Source organism: Streptomyces sp. NPDC037100 (genome assembly GCF_055606225.1).
The window spans coordinates 1-25,471 of the sequence record NZ_JBVJSX010000017.1 but is presented as its reverse complement, the minus strand read 5'-3'; the positions used below and the strand labels follow the sequence as shown (position 1 = coordinate 25,471).

At 70.1% G+C, this 25,471-nt stretch carries 16 protein-coding genes and 1 pseudogene; 7 read left to right on the top strand and 10 right to left on the bottom strand.

Annotation, left to right across the window (positions count from 1 at the left end; genetic code table 11):
• Positions 1-327 precede the first annotated feature (327 nt).
• The 4 genes from ACZ7EG_RS36710 (at position 328) to ACZ7EG_RS36695 (ending at position 4,910) form a co-directional block, all read left to right on the top strand.
• Positions 328-2,871, top strand: coding sequence for a sensor histidine kinase (locus tag ACZ7EG_RS36710; protein ID WP_471088653.1), 2,544 nt, complete (start codon positions 328-330; stop codon positions 2,869-2,871).
• Positions 2,868-3,548: a response regulator gene (locus tag ACZ7EG_RS36705; protein ID WP_471088651.1), complete on the top strand. Its 681-nt coding sequence runs from the start codon at positions 2,868-2,870 to the stop codon at positions 3,546-3,548. The genes ACZ7EG_RS36710 and ACZ7EG_RS36705 overlap by 4 nt, the downstream gene beginning before the upstream one ends.
• A gap of 228 nt (positions 3,549-3,776) precedes the next feature.
• Complete coding sequence (locus tag ACZ7EG_RS36700) at positions 3,777-4,175, top strand: OB-fold nucleic acid binding domain-containing protein (protein ID WP_097221365.1); 399 nt, start codon at positions 3,777-3,779, stop codon at positions 4,173-4,175.
• A gap of 3 nt (positions 4,176-4,178) precedes the next feature.
• A complete protein-coding gene (locus ACZ7EG_RS36695; RefSeq protein ID WP_471088649.1) occupies positions 4,179-4,910 on the top strand; it encodes a DUF3159 domain-containing protein in 732 nt (243 codons plus the stop codon).
• A gap of 75 nt (positions 4,911-4,985) precedes the next feature.
• Here the strand turns inward: ACZ7EG_RS36695 and ACZ7EG_RS36690 are convergent, their stop codons facing one another.
• Both ACZ7EG_RS36690 and ACZ7EG_RS36685 read right to left on the bottom strand, forming a co-directional pair.
• On the bottom strand, positions 4,986-5,660 hold the full coding sequence (locus ACZ7EG_RS36690) for a potassium channel family protein (protein ID WP_471088647.1): 675 nt from the start codon (positions 5,658-5,660) through the stop codon (positions 4,986-4,988).
• Positions 5,660-6,331, bottom strand: a complete 672-nt coding sequence (locus tag ACZ7EG_RS36685; protein ID WP_094053911.1) for a potassium channel family protein — start codon at positions 6,329-6,331, stop codon at positions 5,660-5,662. Before ACZ7EG_RS36685 ends, ACZ7EG_RS36690 begins: the two co-directional genes overlap by 1 nt.
• A gap of 535 nt (positions 6,332-6,866) precedes the next feature.
• On the opposite strand from ACZ7EG_RS36685, the gene ACZ7EG_RS36680 reads away from it, so the two are divergent.
• Positions 6,867-8,918 (top strand): APC family permease, encoded by a 2,052-nt coding sequence (locus tag ACZ7EG_RS36680; protein ID WP_471088644.1) that lies wholly within the window; start codon positions 6,867-6,869, stop codon positions 8,916-8,918.
• Positions 8,919-9,039: 121 nt separating this feature from the next.
• On the top strand, positions 9,040-10,368 hold the full coding sequence (locus tag ACZ7EG_RS36675) for a class I SAM-dependent RNA methyltransferase (RefSeq protein WP_471088642.1): 1,329 nt from the start codon (positions 9,040-9,042) through the stop codon (positions 10,366-10,368).
• Between the two features lie 347 nt (positions 10,369-10,715).
• Here ACZ7EG_RS36675 and ACZ7EG_RS36670 read toward each other — a convergent pair whose 3' ends face one another.
• The 5 genes from ACZ7EG_RS36670 to ACZ7EG_RS36650 all read right to left on the bottom strand — a co-directional run bounded on the left by ACZ7EG_RS36670 (position 10,716) and on the right by ACZ7EG_RS36650 (position 20,559).
• The gene (locus ACZ7EG_RS36670) at positions 10,716-11,474 is read right to left on the bottom strand and encodes a hypothetical protein (protein WP_471088640.1); all 759 of its coding nucleotides are present in this window, start codon (positions 11,472-11,474) and stop codon (positions 10,716-10,718) included.
• A gap of 7 nt (positions 11,475-11,481) precedes the next feature.
• Positions 11,482-16,248, bottom strand: a complete 4,767-nt coding sequence (locus ACZ7EG_RS36665; RefSeq protein WP_471088638.1) for a putative T7SS-secreted protein — start codon at positions 16,246-16,248, stop codon at positions 11,482-11,484.
• 2 nt (positions 16,249-16,250) lie between these two features.
• Entirely contained in the window at positions 16,251-16,907 is a 657-nt protein-coding gene (locus tag ACZ7EG_RS36660; protein ID WP_471088636.1) for a hypothetical protein, read from the bottom strand.
• Positions 16,897-17,319 (bottom strand): hypothetical protein, encoded by a 423-nt coding sequence (locus ACZ7EG_RS36655; RefSeq protein WP_471088634.1) that lies wholly within the window; start codon positions 17,317-17,319, stop codon positions 16,897-16,899. Before ACZ7EG_RS36655 ends, ACZ7EG_RS36660 begins: the two co-directional genes overlap by 11 nt.
• Positions 17,320-17,907: 588 nt before the next feature.
• Positions 17,908-20,559 (bottom strand): RICIN domain-containing protein, encoded by a 2,652-nt coding sequence (locus ACZ7EG_RS36650; RefSeq protein ID WP_471088632.1) that lies wholly within the window; start codon positions 20,557-20,559, stop codon positions 17,908-17,910.
• Positions 20,560-20,894: 335 nt separating this feature from the next.
• Here ACZ7EG_RS36650 and ACZ7EG_RS36645 point away from each other — a divergent pair.
• A pseudogene (locus ACZ7EG_RS36645) lies at positions 20,895-21,173 on the top strand (FadR/GntR family transcriptional regulator); the annotation flags it as partial.
• A 30-nt stretch (positions 21,174-21,203) separates the two neighbouring features.
• Here the strand turns inward: ACZ7EG_RS36645 and ACZ7EG_RS36640 are convergent.
• The 3 genes from ACZ7EG_RS36640 to ACZ7EG_RS36630 form a co-directional block, all read right to left on the bottom strand.
• A complete protein-coding gene (locus tag ACZ7EG_RS36640) occupies positions 21,204-22,628 on the bottom strand; it encodes a family 43 glycosylhydrolase (RefSeq protein ID WP_471088799.1) in 1,425 nt (474 codons plus the stop codon).
• A 320-nt stretch (positions 22,629-22,948) separates the two neighbouring features.
• Positions 22,949-24,379: a glycoside hydrolase family 43 protein gene (locus ACZ7EG_RS36635; RefSeq protein WP_471088630.1), complete on the bottom strand. Its 1,431-nt coding sequence runs from the start codon at positions 24,377-24,379 to the stop codon at positions 22,949-22,951.
• A 138-nt stretch (positions 24,380-24,517) separates the two neighbouring features.
• Positions 24,518-25,471: lectin (locus ACZ7EG_RS36630; protein WP_471088628.1), on the bottom strand; the 954-nt coding region annotated here is incomplete at its 5' end.

The window sequence follows — 25,471 nt, the reverse complement described above, 5'->3', positions numbered from 1 at the left end:
GCGGCCCTTTCTCATGCGCGTTGAGGAGAGGGACCAATACGCCGTGAAGGTCGCTGGCCCGGCGCGGCCGCCCCGTCGGCGGCAACAACCTCTTTGCCGCCTGGAAGACCCTCACCCACGGCGACACCCCCGCATGACGCCCTGACCGGCCGGGCGCCGGGCGCCGGGCGGGGACCCCGGGGGGCCCGGCCCGCCCATGGGCGGGCCGGGCACGTCAGAGTTCCGTCAAAGTGCGGCCCGGAACCGGGCCGGGAGCCCGAACGCCGCGCCTTGCGGCCGTAGGGTCGACGCTGCGCAGTCGGCAGACCACCGGAAGACAATGGGGCCATGGCACGCGGCAAACTTCGGATCCACCTCGGGGCGGCACCGGGCGTCGGCAAGACGTACGCGATGCTGTCCGAGGCGCACCGCCGTGTCGGGCGGGGCACGGACTGCGTGGTGGCATTCGTCGAGCACCACGGCCGGCCCCGCACCGAAGTGATGCTGCACGGCTTGGAGCAGGTGCCGCGCAGGGAGCTGGAGTACCGCGGCGGCGTCTTCACCGAGATGGACCTCGACGCCGTCCTCGCCCGCCGCCCCCAGGTCGCGCTGGTGGACGAACTCGCCCACACGAACGTCCCCGGCTCCCGCAACGCCAAGCGCTGGCAGGACGTGGAGGAACTGCTCGCCGCCGGGATCGACGTGGTGTCGACCGTCAACATCCAGCACCTGGAGTCCCTCGGCGACGTCGTCGAGTCGATCACCGGGGTGCGGCAGCAGGAGACCGTGCCGGACGAGGTGGTGCGCAGGGCCGACCAGGTCGAGCTGGTCGACATGACGCCGGAGGCGCTGCGGCGGCGGATGGCGCACGGCAACGTCTACCAGCCCGACAAGGTCGACGCCGCCCTGTCGAACTACTTCCGTCCCGGCAACCTGACCGCCCTGCGCGAGCTGGCGTTGCTGTGGGTGGCCGACCGGGTCGACGCCTACCTCACCCAGTACCGCAGCGAGCACCGGGTGTCGAGGATCTGGGGCTCGCGCGAGAGGATCGTGGTCGGTCTGACCGGCGGTCCCGAGGGCCGCACGCTGATCCGCCGGGGCGCACGGCTGGCCGAGAAGGGCGCCGGCGGTGAGGTGCTGGCCGTCTACATAGCCCGCAGCGACGGGCTGACCTCCGCCTCGCCCAAGGAACTGGCGCTGCAGCGCACCCTGGTCGAAGACCTTGGCGGAACGTTCCACCATGTCGTCGGCGACGACATACCGGCCGCGCTGCTCGCCTTCGCCCGGGGCGTGAACGCCACCCAGATCGTGCTGGGCTCCTCGCGCCGCAAGACCTGGCAGTACGTCTTCGGACCCGGCGTCGGCGCGACGGTCGCCCGGGAGTCCGGACCCGACCTCGACGTCCACATCGTCACCCACGACGAGGTCGCCAAGGGCCGCGGACTTCCGGTGGCCCGGGGCGCGCGTCTCGGGCGCTCCCGGCAGGCCTGGGGCTGGATCGCCGGTGTCGTCGGCCCGCCCCTCCTCGCGGCGCTGCTCAGCGCCGTCGACCTCGGCCTGGCCAACGACATGCTGCTGTTCCTGGCGCTGACGGTGGCGGCCGCCCTGCTCGGCGGGCTGCTGCCCGCCCTGGCGTCGGCGGCGGTCGGGTCCCTGCTGCTGAACTACTTCTACACACCGCCCCTGCACCGGTGGACCATCGCCGACCCGAAGAACATCGTCGCCCTCGTGATCTTCGTGGCGGTCGGCGTGGCGGTGGCCTCCGTGGTCGACCTCGCCGCCCGCCGCACCCACCAGGCAGCCCGGCTGCGGGCCGAGTCCGAGATCCTCTCCTTCCTCGCCGGCAACGTGCTGCGCGGCGAGACGGGCCTGGAGGACCTGCTGGAACGCGTCCGGGAGACCTTCGGCATGGAGTCGGCGGCCCTGCTGGAACGGGCGAGCGACGTCGAGCCGTGGACCTGCGCCGGCCGCGTCGGCCGGGGACGTCCTGTCGAGCGGCCCGACCAGGCGGACGTGGACATGCCTGTCGGTGACCACATGGCGCTGGCGCTGACCGGCCGTGTGCTGCCCGCCGAGGACCGCAGGGTGCTGGCCGCCTTCGCCGCCCAGGCCGCGGTCGTCCTGGACCGCCGCCGGCTCCAGGAGGAGGCCGACCGGGCCCGCACGCTCGCCGAGGGCAACCGCATCCGCACGGCCCTGCTGGCAGCCGTCAGTCATGACCTGCGTACACCCCTCGCCGGTATCAAGGCGGCCGTGACCTCCCTGCGCTCCGAGGACGTCGAGTGGTCCGAGGAGGACCGGGCCGAGCTGCTGGAGGGCATCGAGGAGGGCGCCGACCGCCTCGACCACCTCGTCGGCAATCTCCTCGACATGTCCCGGCTCCAGACCGGCACCGTCACCCCGCTGATCCGCGAGATCGACCTCGACGAGGTGGTGCCGATCGCGCTCGGCGGCGTCCCCGACGGCAGCGCCTGCCTGGACGTGCCCGAGGCCCTGCCCATGGTCGCCGCGGACCCCGGGCTGCTGGAGCGGGCGGTGGCCAACCTCGTGGAGAACGCCGTCAAGTACAGTCCGCCCGGCGCGCCCGTGCTGGTCGCCGCCAGCGCGCTGGCCGACCGGGTCGAGGTGAGGGTGGTCGACCGGGGGCCCGGCGTCCCCGACGAGGCCAAGGGCCGCATCTTCGAGCCCTTCCAGCGCCACGGCGACGCCCCGCGCGGTGCGGGAGTGGGTCTGGGGCTCGCGGTGGCGCGCGGCTTCGCCGAGGCCATGGGCGGCACCCTGAACGCCGAGGACACTCCCGGCGGTGGGCTCACCATGGTCCTCTCCCTCCGCGCGGCGGGAACCCGCCCGATGCCTCACCCCACCGCAGAACCGGAAAGGCAGGCCTCATGACCCGCGTTCTGGTGGTCGACGACGAGCCCCAGATCGTGCGCGCCCTCGTGATCAACCTCAAGGCACGCTCCTACGAGGTCGACGCGGCCCACGACGGCGCCACCGCCCTGAAGCTCGCCGCCGCCCGCCACCCCGACGTGGTCGTCCTTGACCTGGGCCTGCCCGACATGGACGGCGTCGAGGTGATCAGAGGTCTGCGCGGCTGGACGCGGGTGCCGATCCTGGTGCTGTCCGCCCGGCACTCCTCCGACGAGAAGGTCGAGGCGCTGGACGCGGGGGCCGACGACTACGTCACCAAGCCGTTCGGCATGGACGAGCTGCTGGCCCGGCTGCGGGCCGCCGTGCGCCGGGCCGAGCCGGCCGGCGGTGAGGGCGACGTGATCGTCGACACCGGCGAGTTCACCGTCGACCTGGCCGCGAAGAAGGTCGACCGCGCCGGCAGAGACGTACGGCTGACGCCCACGGAGTGGCACCTGCTGGAGGTCCTCGTGCGCAACAGCGGCCGCCTGGTCGGGCAGAAGCAGCTGCTCCAGGAGGTCTGGGGGCCGTCGTACGGGACGGAGACGAACTATCTGCGCGTGTACATGGCGCAGTTGCGACGGAAGCTGGAGGCGGATCCCTCGCACCCGAAGCACTTCATCACGGAGCCGGGGATGGGCTATCGCTTCGAGAAGTGAGGGGTGTGGCTCGCGGCCGGGGGTGTGGGGGCGCGGGGGTGGCCGCCGGGGGATGCGGTATCGCCGGGCCGGGGAGGGGCTGTCGCTTCGAGAGGTGAGGGTGTGGCTTGCGGCCGGGGGTGCGGGGGTTGGCCGCCGGGGGGGGCGGTATCGCCGGGCCGGGGATGGGCTGTCGGTCGGGAAACAGGCTCCTCGCCCTTCGTCAGCAGGCCCCGGTACGCTTCAGATATGAGTGCTGTTCCTCGTTCCGAAAAGCCGGTGGGCCGGTTCCGGCGCATGCTCGACCGGCTCTCCTCGTCGCAGGAGGACCTGGAGTCCGAGGAACTGCGGGAGGACACCGAGACGACCGGCTGCATCCGGATCGGAGACTGTCAGGACCGCCAGATAGTGACGGTAACTGGTACCTTGCGCACGGTCACCCTTCGGCCGCGCGCCGGAGTCCCCGCCCTGGAGGCCGAGCTGTTCGACGGCTCCGCCGCGCTGGACGTGGTGTGGCTCGGCAGGCGCTCCATCGTGGGGATAGAGCCCGGACGCAAGCTGATCGCGTCGGGCCGGATCTCGATGAGCCGGGGCCGCCGGGTGCTGTTCAATCCCAAGTACGAACTGAGACCCCTCGGACGGGAGTAGCCGGTGACGTCGCTCGACAAGCCGACCGAAGAGACATCTGCGGACGACGCCCGGGCGGTGACCGAGGCCGCCCTGTTCGAGGCGTTCGGCGGCGTGCGGGGCATGGTGGAGACGGTGCTTCCCGGCCTCCTCTTCGTCACCATCTTCACGATCAACAAGGACCTCCACCTGTCGGCGATCGCGGCGCTGGCCGTGTCGCTGGCCCTGGTCGTGGTCCGGCTGGTGATGAAGGACACCGTCAAGCACGCCTTCAGCGGTGTCTTCGGCGTGGCCTTCGGCGTGGTCTTCGCGATGATGACCGGCAACGCCAAGGACTTCTACCTGCCCGGCATGCTCTACACGCTGGGACTTGGCCTCGCCTACATCATCACCACCCTGTGCGGGGTGCCGCTGATCGGGCTGATCCTCGGCCCGGTCTTCAAGGAGAACCTCTCGTGGCGCACCCGGAACCCGGGCCGCAAGAAGGCCTACGCGAAGGCCAGCTACGCGTGGGGCACGATCCTGCTCGCCAAGTGCGCGATCCTCTTCCCGCTGTACTGGTGGGCCGACACCACGCAGCTGGGCTGGGTCCTGGTCGCCCTGAAGATCCCGCCCTTCCTGCTCGCGGTGTACCTGACGTGGGTGTTCCTCGCGAAGGCACCCGCGCCGATCGACGTGTTCGCGGAGATGGAGGCGGAGGAGAAGGCGGCCGAGGAGCGGGAGCGGCAGGCCGCGGCCCGGTCCGCCGAGCAGTGATCCTCCCGCACTGACAGAAACGGAAGGGGCGTCCCGGACACGCGGGACGCCCCTTCCGCCGACTCGGAGACGCGCTCAGCCAGTCGGGTTCCGCCGCACCGACAGCAGGTCCTCCAGCTGCTCCTCGCGGGCCTGGGCGGCCACGAAGAGGAGCTCGTCGCCCGCTTCCAGGGAGTCCTCCCGGGACGGGGTCAGCACGCGGTTGCCGCGGATGATCGTCACCAGGGACGTGTCCTGCGGCCAGTCGACGTCGCCGACCTGCGTGCCGGCCAGGGCCGACTCCTCCGGCAGGGTCAGCTCGACCAGGTTGGCGTCGCCGTGGCTGAAGCGGAGCAGCCGGACCAGGTCGCCGACGCTCACCGCCTCCTCGACCAGGGCCGACATCAGACGCGGGGTGGAGACGGCCACGTCCACGCCCCAGGACTCGTTGAACAGCCACTCGTTCTTGGGGTTGTTCACGCGGGCGACGACCCGCGGGACGCCGTACTCCGTCTTGGCGAGGAGCGAGACCACCAGGTTCACCTTGTCGTCGCCGGTCGCGGCGATGACGACGTTGCAGCGCTGGAGCGCCGCCTCGTCCAGGGACGTGATCTCGCAGGCGTCGGCGAGCAGCCACTCGGCCTGCGGGACGCGTTCGACCGAGATGGCGGTCGGTGCCTTGTCGATCAGCAGGACCTCGTGACCGTTCTCCAGCAGTTCGCCCGCGATCGAGCGGCCGACGGCGCCGGCTCCGGCAATGGCGACCCTCATCAGTGACCGCCCTCCTCTTCGGGACCCTTGGCGAACGCCGCCTCGACCTTGTCGACCTCGTCGGTGCGCATCATCACGTGCACCAGGTCGCCCTCCTGCAGCACCGTCTGCGAGGTGGGCAGGACCGCCTCGCCGAGCCGGGTCAGGAACGCGACGCGCACGCCGGTCTCCTCCTGTATCCGGCTGATCTTGTGGCCGACCCAGGCGGTGGAGGTGTGCACCTCGGCGAGCTGGACGCCGCCGGTGGGGTCGCGCCACAGCGGCTCGGCGCCGGAGGGGAGCAGACGGCGCAGCATCTGGTCGGCCGTCCAGCGGACGGTCGCGACGGTGGGGATGCCCAGGCGCTGGTAGACCTCCGCGCGGCGGGGGTCGTAGATGCGGGCGGCGACGTTCTCGATACCGAACATCTCGCGGGCCACGCGGGCGGCGATGATGTTGGAGTTGTCTCCGCTGGAGACGGCGGCGAAGGCGCCGGCCTCCTCGATGCCCGCCTCGCGCAGGGTGTCCTGGTCGAAGCCGACACCGGTGACCCGGCGGCCGCCGAACGAGGAGCCCAGCCGGCGGAAGGCCGTGGGGTCCTGGTCGACCACGGCGACCGTGTGCCCCTGTTGCTCCAGGTTCTGGGCCAGTGCGGAACCCACCCTTCCGCAACCCATGATCACAATATGCATCGCGTCACACCGCGCTTCCTGCAGGCCCTCTGGGCTTCCTGAATGTCGTGCTCATGTCTCTCTCTCGGCTCGCCAGGCATCACGTCGCGGCCTGCGTGCGGGCCGCCGGGCAACATCATGCCGGTGGAAACACGCCATGATGCCCTCCGGGAGGGTGCCGGGTTCGGCTGCCCGACTCCAACGTATCCGCAAAGCCGAGGGCGTTGCCGAGGCCCTGCCGGGCCCCGAACGACTAGCGCGCCCCGGGCGAGACGTCCTTGCGGCGGCTGATGCTGCGCACGCTCGCCAGCGTCAGGATCCCGAGGGCGACAAGAGTGGCCGCGGCGCCGATCAACTGGGCGGGGGTGTGCATGGGACCTCCAGGGGCGGCAACGGCCGGGAAGCGGACGGGGCTTAGTCATATAGGCATGGGAAACGGGTGACCTGCGGAATCCTCAGCCGCATGCGCCTCTGAATTCACTCGGAGAGCAGACGGAACGCCGATGAGGGGTGGCGGGTGGGCGACCTCGCAATCGAACGCCTACGATCCTCTGTTGTGTCCAAACTGACCGACGTGCCCAAACGGATCCTGATCGGGCGCGCACTGCGCAGTGACCGGCTGGGCGAAACGCTCCTGCCGAAGCGCATCGCACTCCCCGTCTTCGCCTCCGACCCGCTCTCCTCCGTGGCGTACGCGCCCGGCGAGGTGCTGCTGGTCCTGTCGATCGCGGGCGTGTCGGCGTACCACTTCAGCCCCTGGATCGCCGTCGCGGTCGTCGTGCTGATGTTCACCGTGGTCGCCTCCTACCGGCAGAACGTGCACGCCTACCCCAGCGGCGGCGGCGACTACGAGGTGGCGAACACCAACCTCGGACCCAAGGCCGGCCTGACGGTCGCGAGCGCGCTGCTCGTGGACTACGTCCTCACCGTCGCGGTGTCGATCTCCTCCGGCATCGAGAACCTCGGCTCCGCCGTCCCCTTCGTGGTCGAGCACAAGGTGCTCTGCGCGATCGGGGTGATCGTGCTGCTGACCCTGATGAACCTGCGCGGGGTGAAGGAGTCGGGCTCACTGTTCGCGATCCCGACCTACGTCTTCGTCGCGGGCGTCTTCACCATGATCGCCTGGGGGGCCTTCCGCGGACTGGTCCTGGACGACACCATGCGGGCACCGACGGCGGACTACGTCATCAAGCCCGAGCACCAGGGCCTGGCCGGCTTCGCCCTGGTCTTCCTCCTGCTGCGCGCCTTCTCCTCCGGCTGCGCCGCCCTCACCGGCGTCGAGGCGATCTCCAACGGCGTCCCGGCCTTCCGCAAGCCCAAGTCGAAGAACGCCGCGACCACCCTCGCCATGATGGGCCTGCTGGCCGTCACCATGTTCTGCGGCATCATCGCGCTGGCCGCCGCGACCGACGTCCGCATGGCCGAGAACCCGGCCGAGGACCTGTTCCTCAAAGGTGTCCCGCTCGGCGGGGACTACGTCCAGAACCCGGTGATCTCCCAGGTGGCCGAGGCCGTCTTCGGCAAGGGCAGCTTCCTGTTCATCATCCTGGCCGCGGCCACCGCGCTGGTGCTGTTCCTCGCCGCCAACACCGCCTACAACGGCTTCCCCCTGCTCGGCTCGATCCTCGCCCAGGACCGCTACCTGCCGCGCCAGCTGCACACCCGCGGCGACCGGCTGGCCTTCTCCAACGGCATCGTGCTCCTCGCCGGCGCCGCCGCCCTGCTGGTCGGCATCTACGGTGCCGACTCCACCCGACTGATCCAGCTCTACATCGTCGGCGTGTTCGTGTCCTTCACGCTCAGCCAGACCGGCATGGTCCGGCACTGGAACCGCCACCTGGCCACCGAGAAGGACCAGGCCAAGCGCCGCCACATGATCCGCTCCCGGGCCATCAACGCCTTCGGCGCCTTCTTCACCGGCCTCGTGCTGGTCGTCGTCCTCCTCACCAAGTTCACCCACGGCGCCTGGGTCGCCCTGCTCGGCATGGTGATCTTCTACGCGACGATGACGGCCATCCGTAAGCACTACGACCGGGTCGCCGCCGAGATCGCCGCCCCCGAGGGCCCGAGCGACGACCTCGTACGGCCCTCCCGCGTCCACTCGGTCGTGCTGATCTCCAAGATCCACCGCCCGACGCTGCGCGCCCTGGCCTACGCCAAGCTGATGCGCTCGGACACCCTGGAGGCGCTGAGCGTCAACGTCGACCCGGCGGAGACCAAGGCCCTGCGCGAGGAGTGGGAGCGGCGCGGCATCGACGTACCGCTGAAGGTCCTGGACTCGCCCTACCGCGAGATCACGCGGCCGATCATCGAGTACGTCAAGAGCCTGCGCAAGGAGTCGCCGCGCGACGCGGTGTCGGTGATCATCCCCGAGTACGTCGTCGGCCACTGGTACGAGCACCTGCTGCACAACCAGAGCGCCCTGCGGCTGAAGGGTCGGCTCCTGTTCACGCCCGGGATCATGGTGACCTCGGTGCCGTACCAGCTGCAGTCCTCCGAGGCGGCCAAGCGGCGGGCCCGCAGGCAGCAGGACTGGAACGCGCCGGGCTCGGTGCGGCGCGGCCCCGCGCAGGTGCGGTCCAAGGAGTCCTCCGAGCCCAAGTCCTGAGGATCTCCCGAGGCGACGGCTCGTGTGAAACGGCCGGGCGGCGGCCACGTAGACTGGTGGGCTGTTGTCCGGCCGTTTCCGTTCGGCCTTTCCCCCTCACGCGTTATGGAGTCACTCCGCCATGCAGGCAGAACCGAGGAAGTCGCTGGTGGGGGAGGAGTACGAGGTCGAGGTCGGCCCCGTCGCCCACGGCGGTCACTGCATCGCCCGCACGTCCGAGGGCCAGGTGCTGTTCGTACGGCACGCGCTGCCCGGGGAGCGGGTCGTGGCGCGCGTGACGGAGGGCGAGGAGGGCGCGCGGTTCCTGCGCGCCGACGCCGTGACGGTGCTGGACGCCTCCAAGGACCGCATCGACGAGCCCTGCCCGTTCGCCGGCCCCGGCCGCTGCGGCGGCTGCGACTGGCAGCACGCCAAGCCCGGCGCGCAGCGGCGTCTGAAGGCCGACGTCATCGCCGAACAGCTTCAGCACCTCGCCGGGCTCACCCCGGAGGAGGCCGGCTGGGACGGCACGGTGCTGCCCGCCGAGGGCGACAAGGTGCCCGCGGGCCAGGTCCCCGCGTGGCGCACCCGCGTCCAGTACGCCGTCACCGCCGACGGCCGGGCGGGTCTGCGCCGGCACCGCTCGCACGAGGTGGAGCCGATCGACCACTGCATGATCGCGGCGGAGGGCGTCAGCGAGCTGGGCATCGAGAAGCGGGTCTGGACGGGCATGGACTCCGTCGAGGCGATCGCGGCGACGGGCTCCCAGGACCGCCAGGTGATCCTCACCCCGAAGCCGGGCGCACGCCTGCCCTTGGTCGAACTCGACCGTCCGGTCTCGGTCCTGCGCGTGGACGAGCGCTCCGGCGGTGTCCACCGCGTCCACGGCCGCCCCTTCGTCCGCGAACGCGCCGACGGCCGCACGCACCGGGTCGGGGGCGGCGGCTTCTGGCAGGTCCACCCGAAGGCCGCGGACACCCTGGTGACCGCGGTCATGCAGGGCCTGCTGCCCCGCAAGGGCGACATGGCGCTCGACCTCTACTGCGGCGTCGGCCTCTTCGCCGGTGCCCTCGCCGACCGTGTCGGCGACCAGGGTGCGGTGCTCGGCATCGAGTCGGGCAAGCGGGCGGTGGAGGACGCGCGGCACAACCTCGCGGACTTCGAGCGGGTCCGCATCGAGCAGGGCAAGGTCGAGAGCGTGCTGCCGCGCACGGGTATCTCGGAGGTCGACCTGATCGTGCTGGACCCGCCGCGGGCGGGGGCGGGCCGCAAGACGGTGCAGCACCTGTCCTCGCTGGGCGCGCGGCGGATCGCGTATGTGGCGTGCGATCCGGCGGCGTTGGCGCGGGATCTCGGGTACTTCCGGGACGGGGGGTACCGGGTGCGGACGCTTCGGGCGTTCGATCTGTTTCCGATGACTCACCATGTGGAGTGCGTTGCCATCCTTGAACCGGTCACAAAGGGCGCCTGACCTGCGGTTTCGTGCGTGCGCATTATGTGCGGTGCGGGCGTTACGGGCGATATCTTGACGCTGAAATGACGCTCGTGACGCTCATTTGACGCTCGTTCTGATGGAGTGTCAGGTGTGTTGCTTGGCTGGTCAGGGCATCTGAAGGGACTGGGGTCGCAGAGCTCTTACAGTAAGCCGGAATGGGGAGCAGTGGGGAGGCTGCCCAGCGCCGTGGCGCCAGAGTTACTCCTCATGCCCGACGGGTCGTACGCCGTCAGGACCTTGCCGCAGTGTCATGGTCGGCGCCCGCCCGTCGATCCGCACAGACCGCCGCACCATCCCCCCGGTTCCTTGGTCTTCGTCCTCGTTCACCAGTTCCCGTAGTCCTCCACGTAGGTGGCGATCAGCTCGAGCAGGGCGTCGGCCCGGTGCCGGTCCTCGCGTTGCTCGCGGAGGGCCTTGTCGGCGGCCTGGAGGCGGGCCAGGGCGGCCGGTTCACCGTCGACCAGGTCGTCGACCACCGGCGTGGTGACCAGGTCCAGGCATTCGGTGAGCAGGCGGCGGGTGGCCGGGGCAGGGGGAGCAGGGTCGGGGGTGGCGAAGCTGGTGGTCAGGTAGCGCGCGGGGTCCGTGAGGCTCCAGCCGACGACGGTGCCGTGCTGGACGAGGAGTGCCACGTCGGGGGCGATGCCGATGCCGGCTTCCAGCGGTTCGTCGAGGACGTCGAGGTCGCGCAGGCAGGTCAGCACGGCATCGCCGGGAGCGCGGCACAGCACCGTGCACATCTCGTGCCGGAAGTCCTTGACCTCGTCCGCGCGGAGCCCGCCCGGGCGTACTTCGGGCGGGACGGTAAGGCGGGCCGAGTCCTCGGCTGAGGCGGACTCTTCCGGAATTCGGAATTCAGCCCCGACCATCTGTCGGTCGCTCGGGGCGAAGCGGAAAACGTCGGGGAGGTCCCACAGCAGGTCCTGGCTGCCGAACGTGTCCGCGAGGAACTTCTCCCGTTCCACCCGGTCCGCATAGGGGGAAACGATCAGGAAAGTACCGAGGAGACGGGGAACGAGGTCGAGCGGCTCGTCCGTCACCGTCGCGGACCAGCCGCCGTCGAACTTCAGTTTCGTCGTCATCACTGCCTCATCTGATCTGTACCGCCGGAGGCTGGAAGCGGCCGTCCTTGGCGGGAATCCTGCCGTTCACGATGTCCTCGTGCGTTACCGGCGCACCGGGGTCCGTTGGTTTCCCGCCGAGCGCCGTGGCTCCGGAGTCGCCCTTGATGCCCGACGGTCCGTATGCCGTGATGGCCTGGCCCTGGGTGTTGCCGGGGCCGTCGATCACCACGATGTCGTCGCCCTGTCTGAAGGTGAATGTCCCGGCCGTGCCTGTCGAGTGGTACACGGCGTCCGGGTTCTTGAGAATCTCGATGACTCGTTCGTCGCTGAAGTCGTGTCGGGTGTCCCCGTGGTAGTCGTGGCGCTTCTTGAACCCGCTGTCCTGTGCTCTCTCGACGATGTCGTCCACGACCTTGTTGATCCGCTTCTGGGCCCGCTCCTCCTTCGTGTACTTGGGCATGAGGCCCAAGGGGTCGCACCCGCTGTGCGGGTTGTGCACGTACGCGACGGGGTTCGGGGCGGGAGCGAGGCCGAGGGGGTCGGGGGAGGTGTAGCGGCCGGTTTCGGGGTCGTAGTGGCGGAAGTAGTTGTAGTGGAGGCCGGTTTCGGGGTCGTAGTACTGGCCGGGGAAGCGGAGTGGGGTGTAGGTGCTGCTGTCCCGGGACCAGGCCGTGGTGCCCCAGAGCGTGCTCCGGGTGCGCCACGCGATGTCGCCCGTCTCGTCGATCAGTTCGGTGGGGGTGCCGATGAGGTCGGTGGCGATGGCGAAGAACCGGCGGTCGATCTCCTCCTGGCGGTCGTCGGCCGTGAGGATGCGCTCGGTCTGGGCCAGGGGGACGTCGGCACGGTGGTCCCAGGTGAGGGCGACCGTGTTCGCGGCATCCGGCTGGTGGCTGGTCTGTTCGCACAGGGTGAGGCCGTCCCAGGTGAAGCGGACCTCCTCCACCACGCTCTCGCCGTCGGTCGCCAGGCGCTGTTTCGTGGTGCGGCGGCCGAGTGGGTCGTAGCGGTACCTCCAGCGGGTTCCGTCGGGGGTGGTCACGGAGGTGAGGCGGTTCTCCGTGTCCCACTCATAGCGCCAGGTGTCGGGCTTGCGGGAGAGGCGGGTCTTCTGCCGCAGGGTGACCCGGCCGAGGGCGTCGTGTTCGAAGCGGACGTCTCCGGCGCGGGTGATGGTGGTGCCGGTGTAGGCGCGCGGTCCGGTGGCCTCGCTGCCGGGGTGGCGGGACGGCCAGGATGCGGAGGTCTGGTTGCCGGCGTCGTCGTAGGCGTACCGCTCCGTCCAGCCCTGGGCGTGGACGGAAGTGACGCGGCCCGCCCGGTCGAGGCCGAAGGTGCGGGTGCCCGACAGCCGGTCCGCGACGGAGGTCAGGTGACCGTCGGCGCGGTAGGAGTAGGCGCGGCTGTTGACGTTGTGCCCGCCGGCGGTGATGTGCTGCGCGGAGAGCCGTCCGGCCTCGTCCCAGGCGAAGGTCATGGTGATCGCGTCGCCGAAGGCGCGGGCGAGTTCCCGGCCGGCGGCGTCGTGGGTGAAGTCGATCCGGTGATCGCCGGTGGTCAGGCGGTGGGGTTGTCCGTCGGCGCCGTAGGAGTAGGAGGTGACGTGACCGGTGGGCGTGGTGCGGCGCGTACGGCGGCCCAGGGCGTCGTACGCGTATGAGATGGGACGGCCGTCGACCAGTTCCGTCTTGGTGAGTCCGCGTCGGTCGTACTGGTAGCGGAGTTCGCTGTCCGGTCCGGCTGCCTCCAGCAGGCGTCCTGCCCTGTCGTGGGTGTAGGTCGTCACCTGACCGTCGACGTCCTTGCGGACCACCTGGCCGAGCTGGTCCCGCTCGAACGAGATGGTCCCGCCGAGCGCGTCGGTGCGGGCGGCGAGCCGGCCCGCGGCGTCCACCCGGTAGGTGAGGGTGCGGCCGTCGAAGTCGGTCTCGGAGACGATGTCGCCGGCGGCGTCGTAGTCGTAGGTCCAGGTCAGCCCTTGTGGGTTGGTGACGCGGGTGAGGCGCAGCTCGGCGTCGTGCTCGAACTCGTAGCGGGCGCCGTCGGGTCGGGTGCGGGCGACCGGCAGGTCGAAGTGGGTGTACTCGAAGCGGGAGACGCCACCGACCGCGTCCGTGTGGGTGAGGCAGTTGCCCTCGCCGTCGTAGGTCCACGACTCCGTGGCTCCGTCGGGGCCGGTGCGCCGGGAGAGCTGCCCGTCGGGGTGCCACTCCAGGCGGGTGACACCGCCCTCCGGATCGGTGATGCGGACCGGCCTTCCGAGGGCGTCCCGCTCCGTGCGGGTGATGGCGCCTGCCGGGTCGGTCACCTCCACGGGCAGTCCTGCCGCGTCACACGCCACTCGTGTCGTGGCTCCGAGGGCGTCGGTGACCGACGTGAGTCGGCCGGCGTGGTCGTAGCTGTAACGGTTGGTGGAGCCGGCCTGGTCGGTGACCGCCGTGCGGTTGCCGCGTTCGTCGAACTCATTGACCCTGCGGGTGCCGTCCGGCCCGACGACCTCCACCGGCAGGCCGAACGGGCCGCGCACGGTACGCAGTTCGCTTCCGTCGGGGCGGGTGGCCGAGACGGCCCGACTGTCCTCGTCGTAAGAGAACGTGGTGGTGAGACCCAGTGGGTCGGTGCGGGTCAGGAGGTTGCCGTGGGTGTCGTAGGTGAAGCGGGTGGTGTGGCCGAGGGGGTCGGTGGTGGCCAGGAGACGGCAGCCGGGGCCGAACAGGTGGCGGGTGCTGTGTCCGCCGGCGGTGGTGAGTGTGGTGGTGCGGTGGCCGGTTTCCGGGTCGGGTTCGGTGTAGGTGAGGGTGATCTGGACGTGGCCCGCTTCGCCGCCTTCGGCGATGACGCGGTCGCGGTCGTCGTAGATGTAGTCGTAGCGGCTGTTGTTGGAGTCGATCCAGGCGATGACGCGATGGCGGTCGTCGTAGACGAAGGTGGTGGTGGCACCGGAGGGTTTGGTGACGGTGGTGAGGTTGCCGTCCTGATAGCCGTAGTTCATCAGGGGCAGGTCCGCGCCGCCCTCGCCCGCGCCGGCCAGGGACAGGGCGGTGACCAGGCCGTCGGTGACGGACAGCTGCACCCGGTGGCCCGCCGAGTGGACCAGGGCCAGCGGCAGGCCGTTCTCGCCGCGGTCGACGGTGATGGTGTGGCCGTTGCGTTCGGTGATGCCCGACAGCCAGGACTCCCCGTCGCCCCCCGGTTCGCCGGGCGGGGCGGTGAAGTGGAAGGTCAGGCCGCTGTCGGGGTCGGTGACGGTGTAGTCGCCGTCGGCGTCGCGGGCCAGCAGGGTGCGGCCTCTGCCCGATGAGGGGGTGGTGGGGGCGCCGGGGATCGGGTGCGGGTACGGGATCAGGAGGCCGTCGGCGGTGACGTGGACGACTCCGATGGCGTCGATGCGCAGATGTTCGTCGACGGTGGAGGTCCAGGAGGGGCCGAGGAAGCGGCCGACCGCGCAGCCGGACTCGGTGCGGCGGGTGAAGACCAGCGGCAGGATGCCGGGTATCTCGACGTCGGTCTGGGGCAGGAACATCCGGCCGGAGGCGAGGTCGACGGGGTCGGTGCCGTCGGTGGTGCGCTCGCCGTCGGGGCGGTTGTGGGTGCCGTCCGGGGCGTCGTCGACCAGTTTGCGCGCCCGTGCGGCGTCCGCGGCCTCCTCGGCGATGCGGATGCCCTTCACCGCGGCGCCACCGCCACCGGTGGCGGCGGTCAGCGCGAGGTCGGGAATCAGTCGGCCGAAGCCCTCGGCCGGGTCCTTCATGAAGTCGCTGACCATCTGCTTGCCGGTGCCGACCGGGTCGTTGGCGGCGACGATCAGTCCGGCGGCGAGGCTGTTGAGGGATGTGGCGTACTCGGCCGGGTGCGTGATGTTGTACGGGTCGACGGGGTTGACGCTGCGGACGAAGTTGAGGATGCCCGCCGTGCCCTTGATGATCCCGCCCCCGACATGGTCGCCCATGATCTGGAACTCCTGGAACCCGCCGGCCAGTTGCTCGGCGTAGGAGGGCTTCTGCGGGGCCATGTCGCGTGCGGCGCGGACCGCCGTGCGCGCGGTCTCCGCGGCCGAGTTCCGCTGCTTGCGGGCCTCGGTGAGGATGTCCTGCGCCTCCTGCATCAGCTTCTTGCCGGGGTCCTCGAACGTCGCCGCGGGCCTGGGTGGGAGCGAGGACGGGTCGCGCTTGTCGGCGGGCTGGGCGTTGTAGCGGTCGACGGCGCTGTTGAAGTCGTCGACCTTCTTGCGGTGGGCTTCGGCGGCGTCCTCGGAGGCCTTGACGCCCTCCTTCCACTTGTCGATCGCCGTCTGTGCCTGTGCCTGGGCCCAGGTGATCGTGCCGGCGAACGCGTCGAGCGCGGCGAGCGCCTTCGCGCAGGCGTCGGCGGCGGCGTACCACTTGGGCGGCTGGGTGCTCACCGCGGTGCGCAGCGCTTCGGCCGTCTCGCCCTTGAGCCGGGAGGAGTCCAGGCCCTTGAGGCCGTCACCGGCGTCGTCGAAGGCCGTCTGAAAGGCCCGGAGCTTGTCGGCGGTGGCGTTGATCTTGCTTGGGCTGCCGTAGATCAGTTTGGTCTTGTCCTCGGTCTGCCCGAGGTCCAGCTCGTCGACCTCGGCGCCCATGCGGTTGGCGACCGAACGGGACTGCTCGCGCACCCAGTCGGCACCGGACTCCCAGCCGACGTCGTCCAGCCGGTCGGCGGTCCAGTTGCCGGCGTCCTCGACCCGGTTGCCGGCCCATTCGACACCGTCCTCGACCGCGTTCTCGACCGAGTCGGGCGTGATGTCGCTGAGGAAATCGCCTATACCCACCGTCAGTTCCCCCCGGACTCACCCTGCTGCTGCGCCTGCTGGGCGCGTTCCTCCGGCGAGGGGCCGAAGGTGTTGTCCAGCGCCTGGTTCCACTGCTCCTCGGAGACTCCCGACGCGTCGATGATCGCCTGCGACCGCCGGCCGCCCTCGCCCTCGGTGAGAACCGTGCGGCCGGTGTCCTTCCACGTCTGCTCGATGTCCTCACCCGCCTTGTCGAACGACTCCGCGCTCCAGTCCGGGTTCAGGTAGTCCGGCGTGACGATGTCACCCCAGCCCTGCTGGGCGATCTCCTCCTCGGTGGCGTGCGGGTTGCCGCCCATCACGGAGTTGACGCCCACCTTCAGGGTGCCCTCGACGTACTGGTCGTGCTCCCACTGGGTGCCCGCTGCCAGCCCGAGGCGGTTCGCGATCGCGCTGGCGTCGCCCACCAGAGCCCGCACACCCCACTCCCAGCGCTCGCAGAAGTCCTCGAAGTCGACCGAGAGGCCGTGGTGCCCGGCCTCCATCCCGGTCATCGCCAGCTCCGAAAAGCCCTTGCCCAGCACTGAACCGGTGGCGCCGCCCAGATCACCGAGCCCGTCGATGGTCGCGCCCACGCCCTGCGTGAACTTCGCGACGGACGCCTTGTCGAATTGCAGATCGGCCCCGTCAGCGCCCATGGCCGAGCCCCTCCTGCGCCTCGCCGGAGTCGACGGCGACGCCGTCCGCAACGATGCCGACGACCGGCGGGAAGAACATCGACCCGTCCTCGGTGGCGATGTCGACGGCCAGGCCGGCGGGCTCGTCCAGGGACGGCACGACCTCGTCGACGATGCGGGCGCCCAACAGCGCGGCGTAGTCCATGGGCTGATCACCGGATGCGTGCAGCAGGGCGAACCGGGCCAGTGCGGCCTCGTCGGTGAACCCGCAGATCCACCGCACCCCGCCCGACCGCGCCGACCAGAGGCCCCCACCGGCCGTGGGCACCAGCAGGACCGAGCGCCGCATCTCACCGACCAGAGCCCGAGGGTCACCGACTCCCCTTCTCTGCTCGGCGATTCGCTCGGCGAGCGCTGTCCTGGTCCGCTGCACGGCCTCTCCCCGTCCTAGGTGACTGATGGCACCGTAGATCAAGACGCGCGCGAACATGTCGGCGGTTCTCCTGAGGGCTCATCATGGGCCTGAGTCATGGAATTCGAGGCTGCGTCCAGAGTGAGCGGGAGCGGGCTCCTACACGTGAGCTGGTCGTGGCGAACTCTTCCGCCCGAAAGGAGGGATGGGCGGTTGGTCATGACGCTCATTTGACGCTCTGGGCGCCTGCACCCGGGACAGAGAGTCGACAGTCGGGCTCTGGCCTGTGCTTTTCTGCGACTCGCCCAGGCCGATATCTCTTCGATGACGTCGCATGTGGAGTGCGTGGCGATTCTTGAGCCAACCCGATAGGGCTTTCGACCTGGGGTTTTCTGGGTTTGCTCCGTCCGTCCGACCTGTTTCCCCCTGCGCACGACGTGGAGCGAGTCGCTTGCTGAACCTACGGTCCTGACCTGCGGCTTCACTCCGAGCAGGCCGTGTTGGACGCCCTGCCAGGGTGAGGTGACGCGGCCTACGTCTCGGGCCGGGTCCCTCAGCCATGGCGGGGCCGCCGGCCGTTGTGGCTGCGGCCCCGCTCGGGTGTGCGGGTCAGGACGGGTCGCCGTACTGGAGGCCGCGTCCGTTGGTGCCGACGTAGACGCGGCCGTAGGTGTCGGGGTCGCCGGTGATGACGCCGACGCCGCCGATGGCGCCCCACTGGTGGGCCTTGTCGTTGACGCGGAGCCAGGTGGCACCCTTGTCGGTGGAGCGGAAGACTCCGGTGACGTCCTTGACGGTGCCGATCAGGTACAGGGCCTGGTAGTCGGTGCCCGGCTTGGCCTTGCCGAAGCCGAGGGCGGAGGCGGACTGCACCGACCTGAGCGTGGTGAAGGTCCGGCCGCCGTCGGTGGAGTGCAGCAGCCCCTTGGTGCTGCCGGCGATCCACAGGTCTCCGGCGATGCCGGGGACGGCCTTGAGCCGGCCGTCGGGCAGGTTGCCGGCGCGGGCGGTGAAGGTCGCGCCGCCGTCGGTGCTGGCGTAGAGCGTGCCGCCGGACAGCGAGTAGAAGGTCTTGGCCGAGGAGCGGTCGGCGACGACCACGGCGCCGTCGCCCAGGCCGCTGACCCTCGACCAGCTCGCCCCCTTGTCGGTCGAGCGGTACGGGGCCTGACCGGCCTGGGTCCAGACGATGGTGGAGCCGTCCGCCGCGAGCGCGACATGCCCGTCCTGGGCGCCGGCCACCGGCTCTGCCTTGAAGCCGTTCCAGCTGAGGCCGCCGTCGGTGGAGTACGCGCCGTCCTGCGCGCCGCCACGGCCGACGCGGACCATCACCGAGGGTTTGGACTGGGCGAAGTCGATGTCGGTGCTGTTGGTCATCAGCGGGTTCTTGAGCCGCCCGGAGGGCACCTTGGTCAGGGAGTCGTGCCGGAAGCCGCCCTGGTCGCCCATGGCGGTGATGACGGTGGCGCCGCCGGGAGGGGCGATGGCGTCCATCAGCGCGGTCTCCTCCAGCCCTCGGGCGCCTATGCTCCAGTGGCTGGTGCCGCCGCTGTCGGAGGCGCCTGCGTCCTTGCTGCGCAGGATGCCGTTGCCGGTGCCGTACAGCACGTGCCCGGAGTCGAAGGGATCGATGGCCAGGGCGGTCATCCAGTGCCCGGTGTGGGTGCCGACGTAGGGAGCGGCGGAGGCGTTGCGCACGGACTTGTCGGCCAGTGCCTTCCAGGTCGTGCCGCCGTCGGTGCTGCGGTAGACCTCGTCCTCAGGCCACCAGCGGCCGAGGGTGGTGACCATCACCGTGGAGGGCTTGCGCGGGTCGACGGCCAGACCGGAGAACCCGTAGCTGCCCTGGGACGGGGAGACGTTCTTCCACGCCCCGCGGTCAGGCGTGTACTTCCACACCGAACCCGCCGTCACGCCGTTGGGTCCGAGGTTGTTGGTGTACGTCAGGTACAGCGAGCCGTCACCGGAGAGCACGCCGTGCTGCGGCAGCTGGCCGGTGGGCTGACCGGAGACGGCCTGCCAGCTGCCGCCGCCGTCGGTGGAGCGGTACAGGGAGGTGGACCTGTCGGCGACGCCGACGTAGATCGTCTTGCTGCCGGCCGGGCCGTACGTCACGAAGGAGATGCCGGCGCCACTGCTCACCCCGTCCTTGACGGGGAACGAGGAGACCTGCCGCCATGTCACGCCGTGGTCGTCACTGCGCCACAGGCCGTTCTTGCGGGTGCCCAGCAGCAGCGTGCCGTTGTCGGCGGGGTTGATCGCGAGCCGTTCGCCCGCGCCGCGGCCGTCCTCGTTGGCGCCCAGCTTGAAGGGCAGAGCGGTGCGCTGGAAGGTGCGGCCCCGGTCGGTGGAGCGCAGGATCGCGCCGTTGCCCGCCCACTCGTTGGTGTAGGTGCCCGCCCCGAGGTAGAGCCGCTTGGGGTCGACGGGGTCGGTGGCCACCGAGTCGATGCCCAGCAGGTTCCAGTCCTTATCGCCGATCCAGTCGGTCAGCGGGATCCACTGCTCGGCCCCGGTGTCCCAGCGGTAGGCGCCGCCCATGTCGGTGCGCGCGTACAGCAGGCCCTTCTCGCGCGGGTTGAACACCAGCCCGGTGACGTAACCGCCGCCCACCACCTGGGCGTTCTTCCACACATACGGTCCAGCCGCGGCGGTGGTCCGCCCGTTGCCGACCCCGGCCGCCCGGGTCTCGCCCACCTTCACCAGCTTCCACTGCTGGTTGGTGGTGCCCCGGCTCGGGTACTGGATGAGCGCCGCGCCCTGGGCCGTGGAGCCCCCGGAGAGGTCCAGGACCTGGCCGCTCCTGCGGGAGGTGAAGGTGACGGCGTCGGAACCGCTCACGTTGCTGATCTGCCATTCCTGCGACGTGGCGGAACTGTTGGTCTGCTGCTCGGCGGTAGCCCCCTGCGCGGTGGAATTGCCTGCTATGCCCAGCACTTTGCCGCTGTTGCGGTTCACCAGCTCGTAGTAGCCGTCCCCGGTGGGCTTCAGCTTCCACTGCTGGTTGGCGGTGTTCTGGTCGGTCCACTGCTGGATGCGGGTGCCGTCGGCGGTGGAGAAGCCGTTGACGTCCAGCACCTTGTCGCTGCGCACGGAAACCAGCCGGTAGTAGGCGTCGCCGTCGACCGTCGCGGCCTGCGAGTCCTCCTGCGCGTACAGGAGATACGGCACGAGAACGGCGGGCACGCCGAGCAGCAGACCGGTGGCGGTCCAGCCGCGGCGGTGACGCCCGCGGCGCCCGCCGTTCGTGGGGTGGTTCATGGGGAGGCGTTCTCCTTGCGTACTGTTCAACAGTGGAAAGCAGGATTCCGGCCTCGGAACTGGCCGGATCCGCTTCCTTGTCGTCACAGGTTCTGCACAGGTTGCCGCGAGCCGGGAACTTTGTTCAGATCACCTCGTGGCGCGGTAGGCGCTGATCAGCGTCTGGGCGACGCTGTTCCGGGAGTTGGCGGTGTGCTCCTCTTGGCCCACGCCGCCTCCTTCTGAGCAGCCGCCTGGAGGAAGGGCCTCCAGGCCCTGGGCTCGCACGGAGATGTGCACCGTGCCGCCGCTGTCCCAGTCGGTCAGGTTGTCGGCGCCGTAGACCGTCGCGCCCGGAGGCCATGCGTGAGGCCCGCGACGACGTGGAGCAGCTCAACGCCCATGACGCCGCCTTCCACCGCGCCGTCGTCTCGGCCACGGGCAACGAGACCCTCCTCACTCTCCTGGTAGGGATCTCCGGCCGCACCCTGGCCGAGCACGAGGCGATCTTCAACGCGCTGTCCACCCGGGATGCCGTCCTCAGCCAGGCCGCCGCACTGCTGCACGTGAGCAACACCGAGCAGTGGCTGAGGGAGCACCTGCGCTCGGTCGAGCCTCTCCCCGTCCGGACGACAGAGCGGAAGGGACGGGCGGGCGCTGCCTGCTCACTGGGTGTAGAAGGTGGCGTCGGCCCGGTCGGTCGTCGTACTGAGAGCCTGGACGTACAGCAGGTAGTTGTAGTGGCGGATGTAGCGGCCCGGGAGGTTGTACGACTCGTACGAGACTCCGGCGGAATCCGCGAGGCCGGCCCGGGCGGTGTAGGAGGCGTCGGACGCGAACTGCGCCGTGCCGTCGTTCTTGTCCACCCACGCCTCGGAGTTCTTGTGACGCAGGAAGTAGCCGGGGAAGTTCGCCGACTCCAGGGAGACGGTGCCGCTGCCGGCGAGTCCGGTGACCACACGGAACTGCGAGTCGGCCAGCGGGGAGACGTTCGGCTCGATCTTGGCGCGGTACTCCCAGTGCCGGATGAACCGGTCGGGGAAGTTGTACGAGGAGAGCCGGACCGGGGTGAGGCCGTCGGCGACCGGGATGCCGAAGTCGGGCGTGCCGTCGGCCTTCCAGTAGATCTTCTGCACACGGGTGCGGCGGTTGGGGTCGTTGAGCGGGGAACCGCTGATGTCCCGGTAACTGCGGTCGTGGTAGACGAGGATGTCCGACTTGCCGTCCTCGGAGACCGTGAACTGGTTGTGCCCGGGACCGTACTGACTGGTGGCGGCGAAGCTGGCGAAGACCGGGCCGGCGCTCTTGGCCCACGACGAGGCGCTGAGCAGGTCGGCCGAGGCGGACGCGGTCAGCATGCCCATGCAGTAGTTGGCGTCGGTGGCACTGGCCGAGAAGGTCATGAAGACCTTGCCGCCCCGCTGGATCACGGCCGGGCCCTCGTTGACCGTCTCCCCTCCGGCGGTCTCCCACGAGGCGGTCGGCCGGCTGATCATGACCGGTGTGCCGGTGATGCTCCACGGGCTGGACATCCGCGCCACGTAGATGTTGGTACCGCGGCCGACGGCCGGGTCGTTCTGCGCCCAGGCGAGGTAGCGGGTGCCGCTGACGACGAAGGTCGTCGCGTCCAGGGAGAACGTGTCCAGCGGCAGGGCGATACGGCCCTTCTCCGTCCAGGTGCCGGTGATCGGGTTCGCGGCCGTGCACTCCAGGACGTAGGGCCGGATCCGCCAGATGTCGTTGGCGGCGCCGGCGGCGAAGTGGATGTACCACTTGCCGTCGATGAAGTGGATCTCCGGAGCCCAGATGTGGGCGCCCATCTCACCGGTGGAGTGCTTCGTCCAGATGGTCGTCTCGGCGGCCGACGTGAGCCCTTGGATCGTGGTGGCGCGGCGGAGCACTATGCGGTCGTACGCCGGGACGGTGGCGGTGAAGTAGTAGAGACCGTCCGTGTGCTTGAAGATGTGCGGATCGGCCCGCTGCTCGGCGATGGTGTTCGTGTACGTCACACCGGGGGAGGCGGGCACGGCGGCGTGGGCGGCACCGGTCGAGACGCCGGTTACGGTGGCGGCGGCCGAGCCGGCGATCATGCCGAGGACCGTTCGACGGGTGAGCGCAGGTCTCACGGAGTACTCCCTCTGGTGCGGGTGCGGGTGCGGGTGCGGGTGCGGGTGCGGGTGCGTGCGACGGACGCCTCTTCACCCGGGGTCGATATATCGAACACCGTTCGTAAGCTCGGCCAGAACGTAAGTTCTGCACCTCTCTCCGTCAACACTTGTCACACAGATACCCGGCGCGTCTTCCCGCCGTCGAGAAGTGAGGCTCGCGCTGCTCCGTGTCGGATGTATGGACGCGCCCTGAAGGGATGCCGGCGCTCCCGCGGAGGCGCCGGCATCCCTGTCGGTGCGGGTCAGTTCGTCACGCGGAAGGTGGCGTCGCTGCGTCCTGTGGCGGTGGTGATCGGGTCGAGGCGGAGTTGGTAGGCGTAGTGGCGGATATGACGGTCGGGGTGGTTGTACGACTGGAACGACGACCAGCTCGCGTCGGCGAGCCCGGCGACCTGCCGGAAGGTGGCGTCCGCGGCGAACTGGGCGGTGCCGTCGTTGCGGACCAGCCGGAAGTCGTAGTTGGCGTGGCGCAGGAAGTAGCCGGGATGGTTCACCGACTCGAAGGAGACGGTGCCGGTGCCTGCCAGGCCGGGCCGCAGCCGGAACTGGGCGTCGTCGCCGGTGATGTTCTGGTCGATGCGCACGTCGAAGTCGGCGTGCCGCACGTACCGGTCCTGGAAGTTGTACGACTGGAGCCGGTGGGCCGGGATGTCGCTCCAGCGTGCGAGCACGCGGGACTCCTCGGCGGCGGTGAGGTTCAGGATCGAGCCGTGGCGCTTCTTCGTGACGCCCATGGAGTAGGTTCCCGACGCCGGCATCCGGTAGGTGCCGGGGGCGGAGGGGGTGGTCGCCGTGACCGGCATGTACCCGCGTCCGGAGGAGTACTGGTCGAGGTAGAGCGCCCACTCGTTGCGGTCGCGGAACTTCATCCACATCGGGCCCTCGACCTGGGCACCGGTCAGGCCGGTGCCGGAGAGGTTGCCGAGATCGGTCCAGGCTCCGAGGATCGAGTTGCTGCCTTCGAGGGTGATCTGCCCGTCGCCGGAGGCCCGCACATAGCGGTAGTTGCCGACGCCGGCCGGCGTTTCGACGATCTGGGTGTCGATGATCTCCTGCATGCCGGGGCGCTCGATGTACGGCTGCGGGGTGGTGATGGAACGGAAGTCGCTGGTGTGGGCGTAGTAGATGCGGTGCTTCTTTACGCCGTCGACCGGCTTGTTCGTCGCCCAGTACAGGACGTAGTCGTTGGAGGCCGGGTCCCAGATCGCTTCCGGTGCCCATGCGTTGCGTCCGTCGGGGATCGCGCCGGCGACGCTGAGCAGCCACGGCTGCGACCAGGTGACCAGATCCGTCGACTCCCACACCACGAGGTTGCGGCTGCCGTTGTACACGGCGGCCTCCCAGTTCTGCCCGCAGCTGATGCACAGGTCGGTCGCGATGATCCAGTACTTGTCACCGTTCGGGGATCTCACCAGTGCGGGGTCGCGCACCCCCTTCGTGCCGACCGTGGAGCGAAGGGCAATTCCGCCGCCGTTGAGCTCAGTCCAGTTCAGGCCGTCCGTGCTGTACGAGAAGTAGATCTGCTGACCGTTCGCCCCCTCCCCGATGAAGTGCGTCATCAGGTAGCCCGGGTCGGCGGCGGCCACCCGGTCCGGTGTGATCAAGGCTTGGCCTGTGAAGAGCAGGCAGGCAGCGAGCAGTGTCGCAGCCAGCCGGGCGCGAAGCGCGGACATGTATGTCTCCTGTCGTTCTGCAGTGCCACCACGGTCTGCCGTTCGCGCTCGAAGTCCCGGTCCCGGTGCAGGAGGGGCAGTCCCCGCAGCTTGGTCCGCTGTCGTCGGACTGCCCTCTTCCGGCCGGACGTCTGCCTGTCACGGGAGCGTGGTCCACTTCTGGTTGTTCTGGCCGTTACAGGTCCACAGGATGACCGGGGTCCCGTTGGCGGCCCCGGCCCCGTTGACGTCGACGCACAGCCCGGCATGGACGTTGCGGATCGACCCGTCGGAACCGACGGTCCACTTCTGGTTGTTCTGGCCGTTGCAGGGCCAGATGACGACCGGCGTGCCGTTGGTGGTGCCCTGGTTGGAGGCGTCCAGGCACTTGTCGCCGTAGACGCGGATCTCGCCGCCGGCCCAGGTGGTCCACAGCTGGTTGGCGGCCGTGTGGCAGTCCCAGATCAGCGTCTTGGACCCGGCCGCCGTGGCGGCACCGTCCACGTCCAGGCAGCGGCCGGACCCGGTACCGCGCAGGCGTGCGGTGGTGGAGGCCACGGGGCTGCCGCCGGTCACCTTGAACACGGCGACACCGTGCGCGGGGACGCCGGCCGAGATCTGCCCGGAGGTGGTCGACGTGCCGCCGGTCCACAGGTCGGTGAGGGTGAACCCGCCGCCGGACAGGCCGACCTGTGCGGCCGTGGTGGTGACGGTCGCGGTGTTGCCGCCTCGGTTGAACAGGCCGACCGCGACGGAGCCGTCGGACAGGGGTTTGGCGAACACCTCGGCGCTGCCGTCGTCGCGGACTCGGCGTCCGCCCGCGCCCAGCGGGTCCTGGTTGACCGCGAGCAGGCGCGGGTTGCGCAGGATGGCGCTCACGTCGGCGGACATGGTGCGGATGTCGTTGCCGGCCATGAGCGGGGCACTCATGAGTGCCCACAGGGCGAAGTGGGAGCGGGACTCGGTCAGGGACAGACCGGGGCGGCCGACGACGAGCATGTCGGGGTCGTTCCAGTGCCCGGGGCCCGACTGCGCGGCGAGCGGGGCGGTGACGTCGAGGACGTTGCCGACGCCCATCGGGTAGCTGTTGGTGTTGCCGTTCTGCCAGATGTC

What these genes read in the sequence shown, in the direction of transcription:
- ACZ7EG_RS36710 (WP_471088653.1), top strand. Translation starts at nt 328, where the DNA reads ATGGCACGCGGCAAACTTCGGATCCACCTCGGGGCGGCACCGGGCGTC.
- ACZ7EG_RS36705 (WP_471088651.1), top strand. Translation starts at nt 2,868, where the DNA reads ATGACCCGCGTTCTGGTGGTCGACGACGAGCCCCAGATCGTGCGCGCC.
- ACZ7EG_RS36700 (WP_097221365.1), top strand. Translation starts at nt 3,777, where the DNA reads ATGAGTGCTGTTCCTCGTTCCGAAAAGCCGGTGGGCCGGTTCCGGCGC.
- ACZ7EG_RS36690 (WP_471088647.1), bottom strand. Translation starts at nt 5,660, where the DNA reads ATGAGGGTCGCCATTGCCGGAGCCGGCGCCGTCGGCCGCTCGATCGCG.
- ACZ7EG_RS36685 (WP_094053911.1), bottom strand. Translation starts at nt 6,331, where the DNA reads ATGCATATTGTGATCATGGGTTGCGGAAGGGTGGGTTCCGCACTGGCC.
- ACZ7EG_RS36675 (WP_471088642.1), top strand. Translation starts at nt 9,040, where the DNA reads ATGCAGGCAGAACCGAGGAAGTCGCTGGTGGGGGAGGAGTACGAGGTC.
- ACZ7EG_RS36670 (WP_471088640.1), bottom strand. Translation starts at nt 11,474, where the DNA reads ATGACGACGAAACTGAAGTTCGACGGCGGCTGGTCCGCGACGGTGACG.
- ACZ7EG_RS36660 (WP_471088636.1), bottom strand. Translation starts at nt 16,907, where the DNA reads ATGGGCGCTGACGGGGCCGATCTGCAATTCGACAAGGCGTCCGTCGCG.
- ACZ7EG_RS36650 (WP_471088632.1), bottom strand. Translation starts at nt 20,559, where the DNA reads ATGAACCACCCCACGAACGGCGGGCGCCGCGGGCGTCACCGCCGCGGC.
- ACZ7EG_RS36640 (WP_471088799.1), bottom strand. Translation starts at nt 22,628, where the DNA reads ATGATCGCCGGCTCGGCCGCCGCCACCGTAACCGGCGTCTCGACCGGT.
- ACZ7EG_RS36635 (WP_471088630.1), bottom strand. Translation starts at nt 24,379, where the DNA reads ATGTCCGCGCTTCGCGCCCGGCTGGCTGCGACACTGCTCGCTGCCTGC.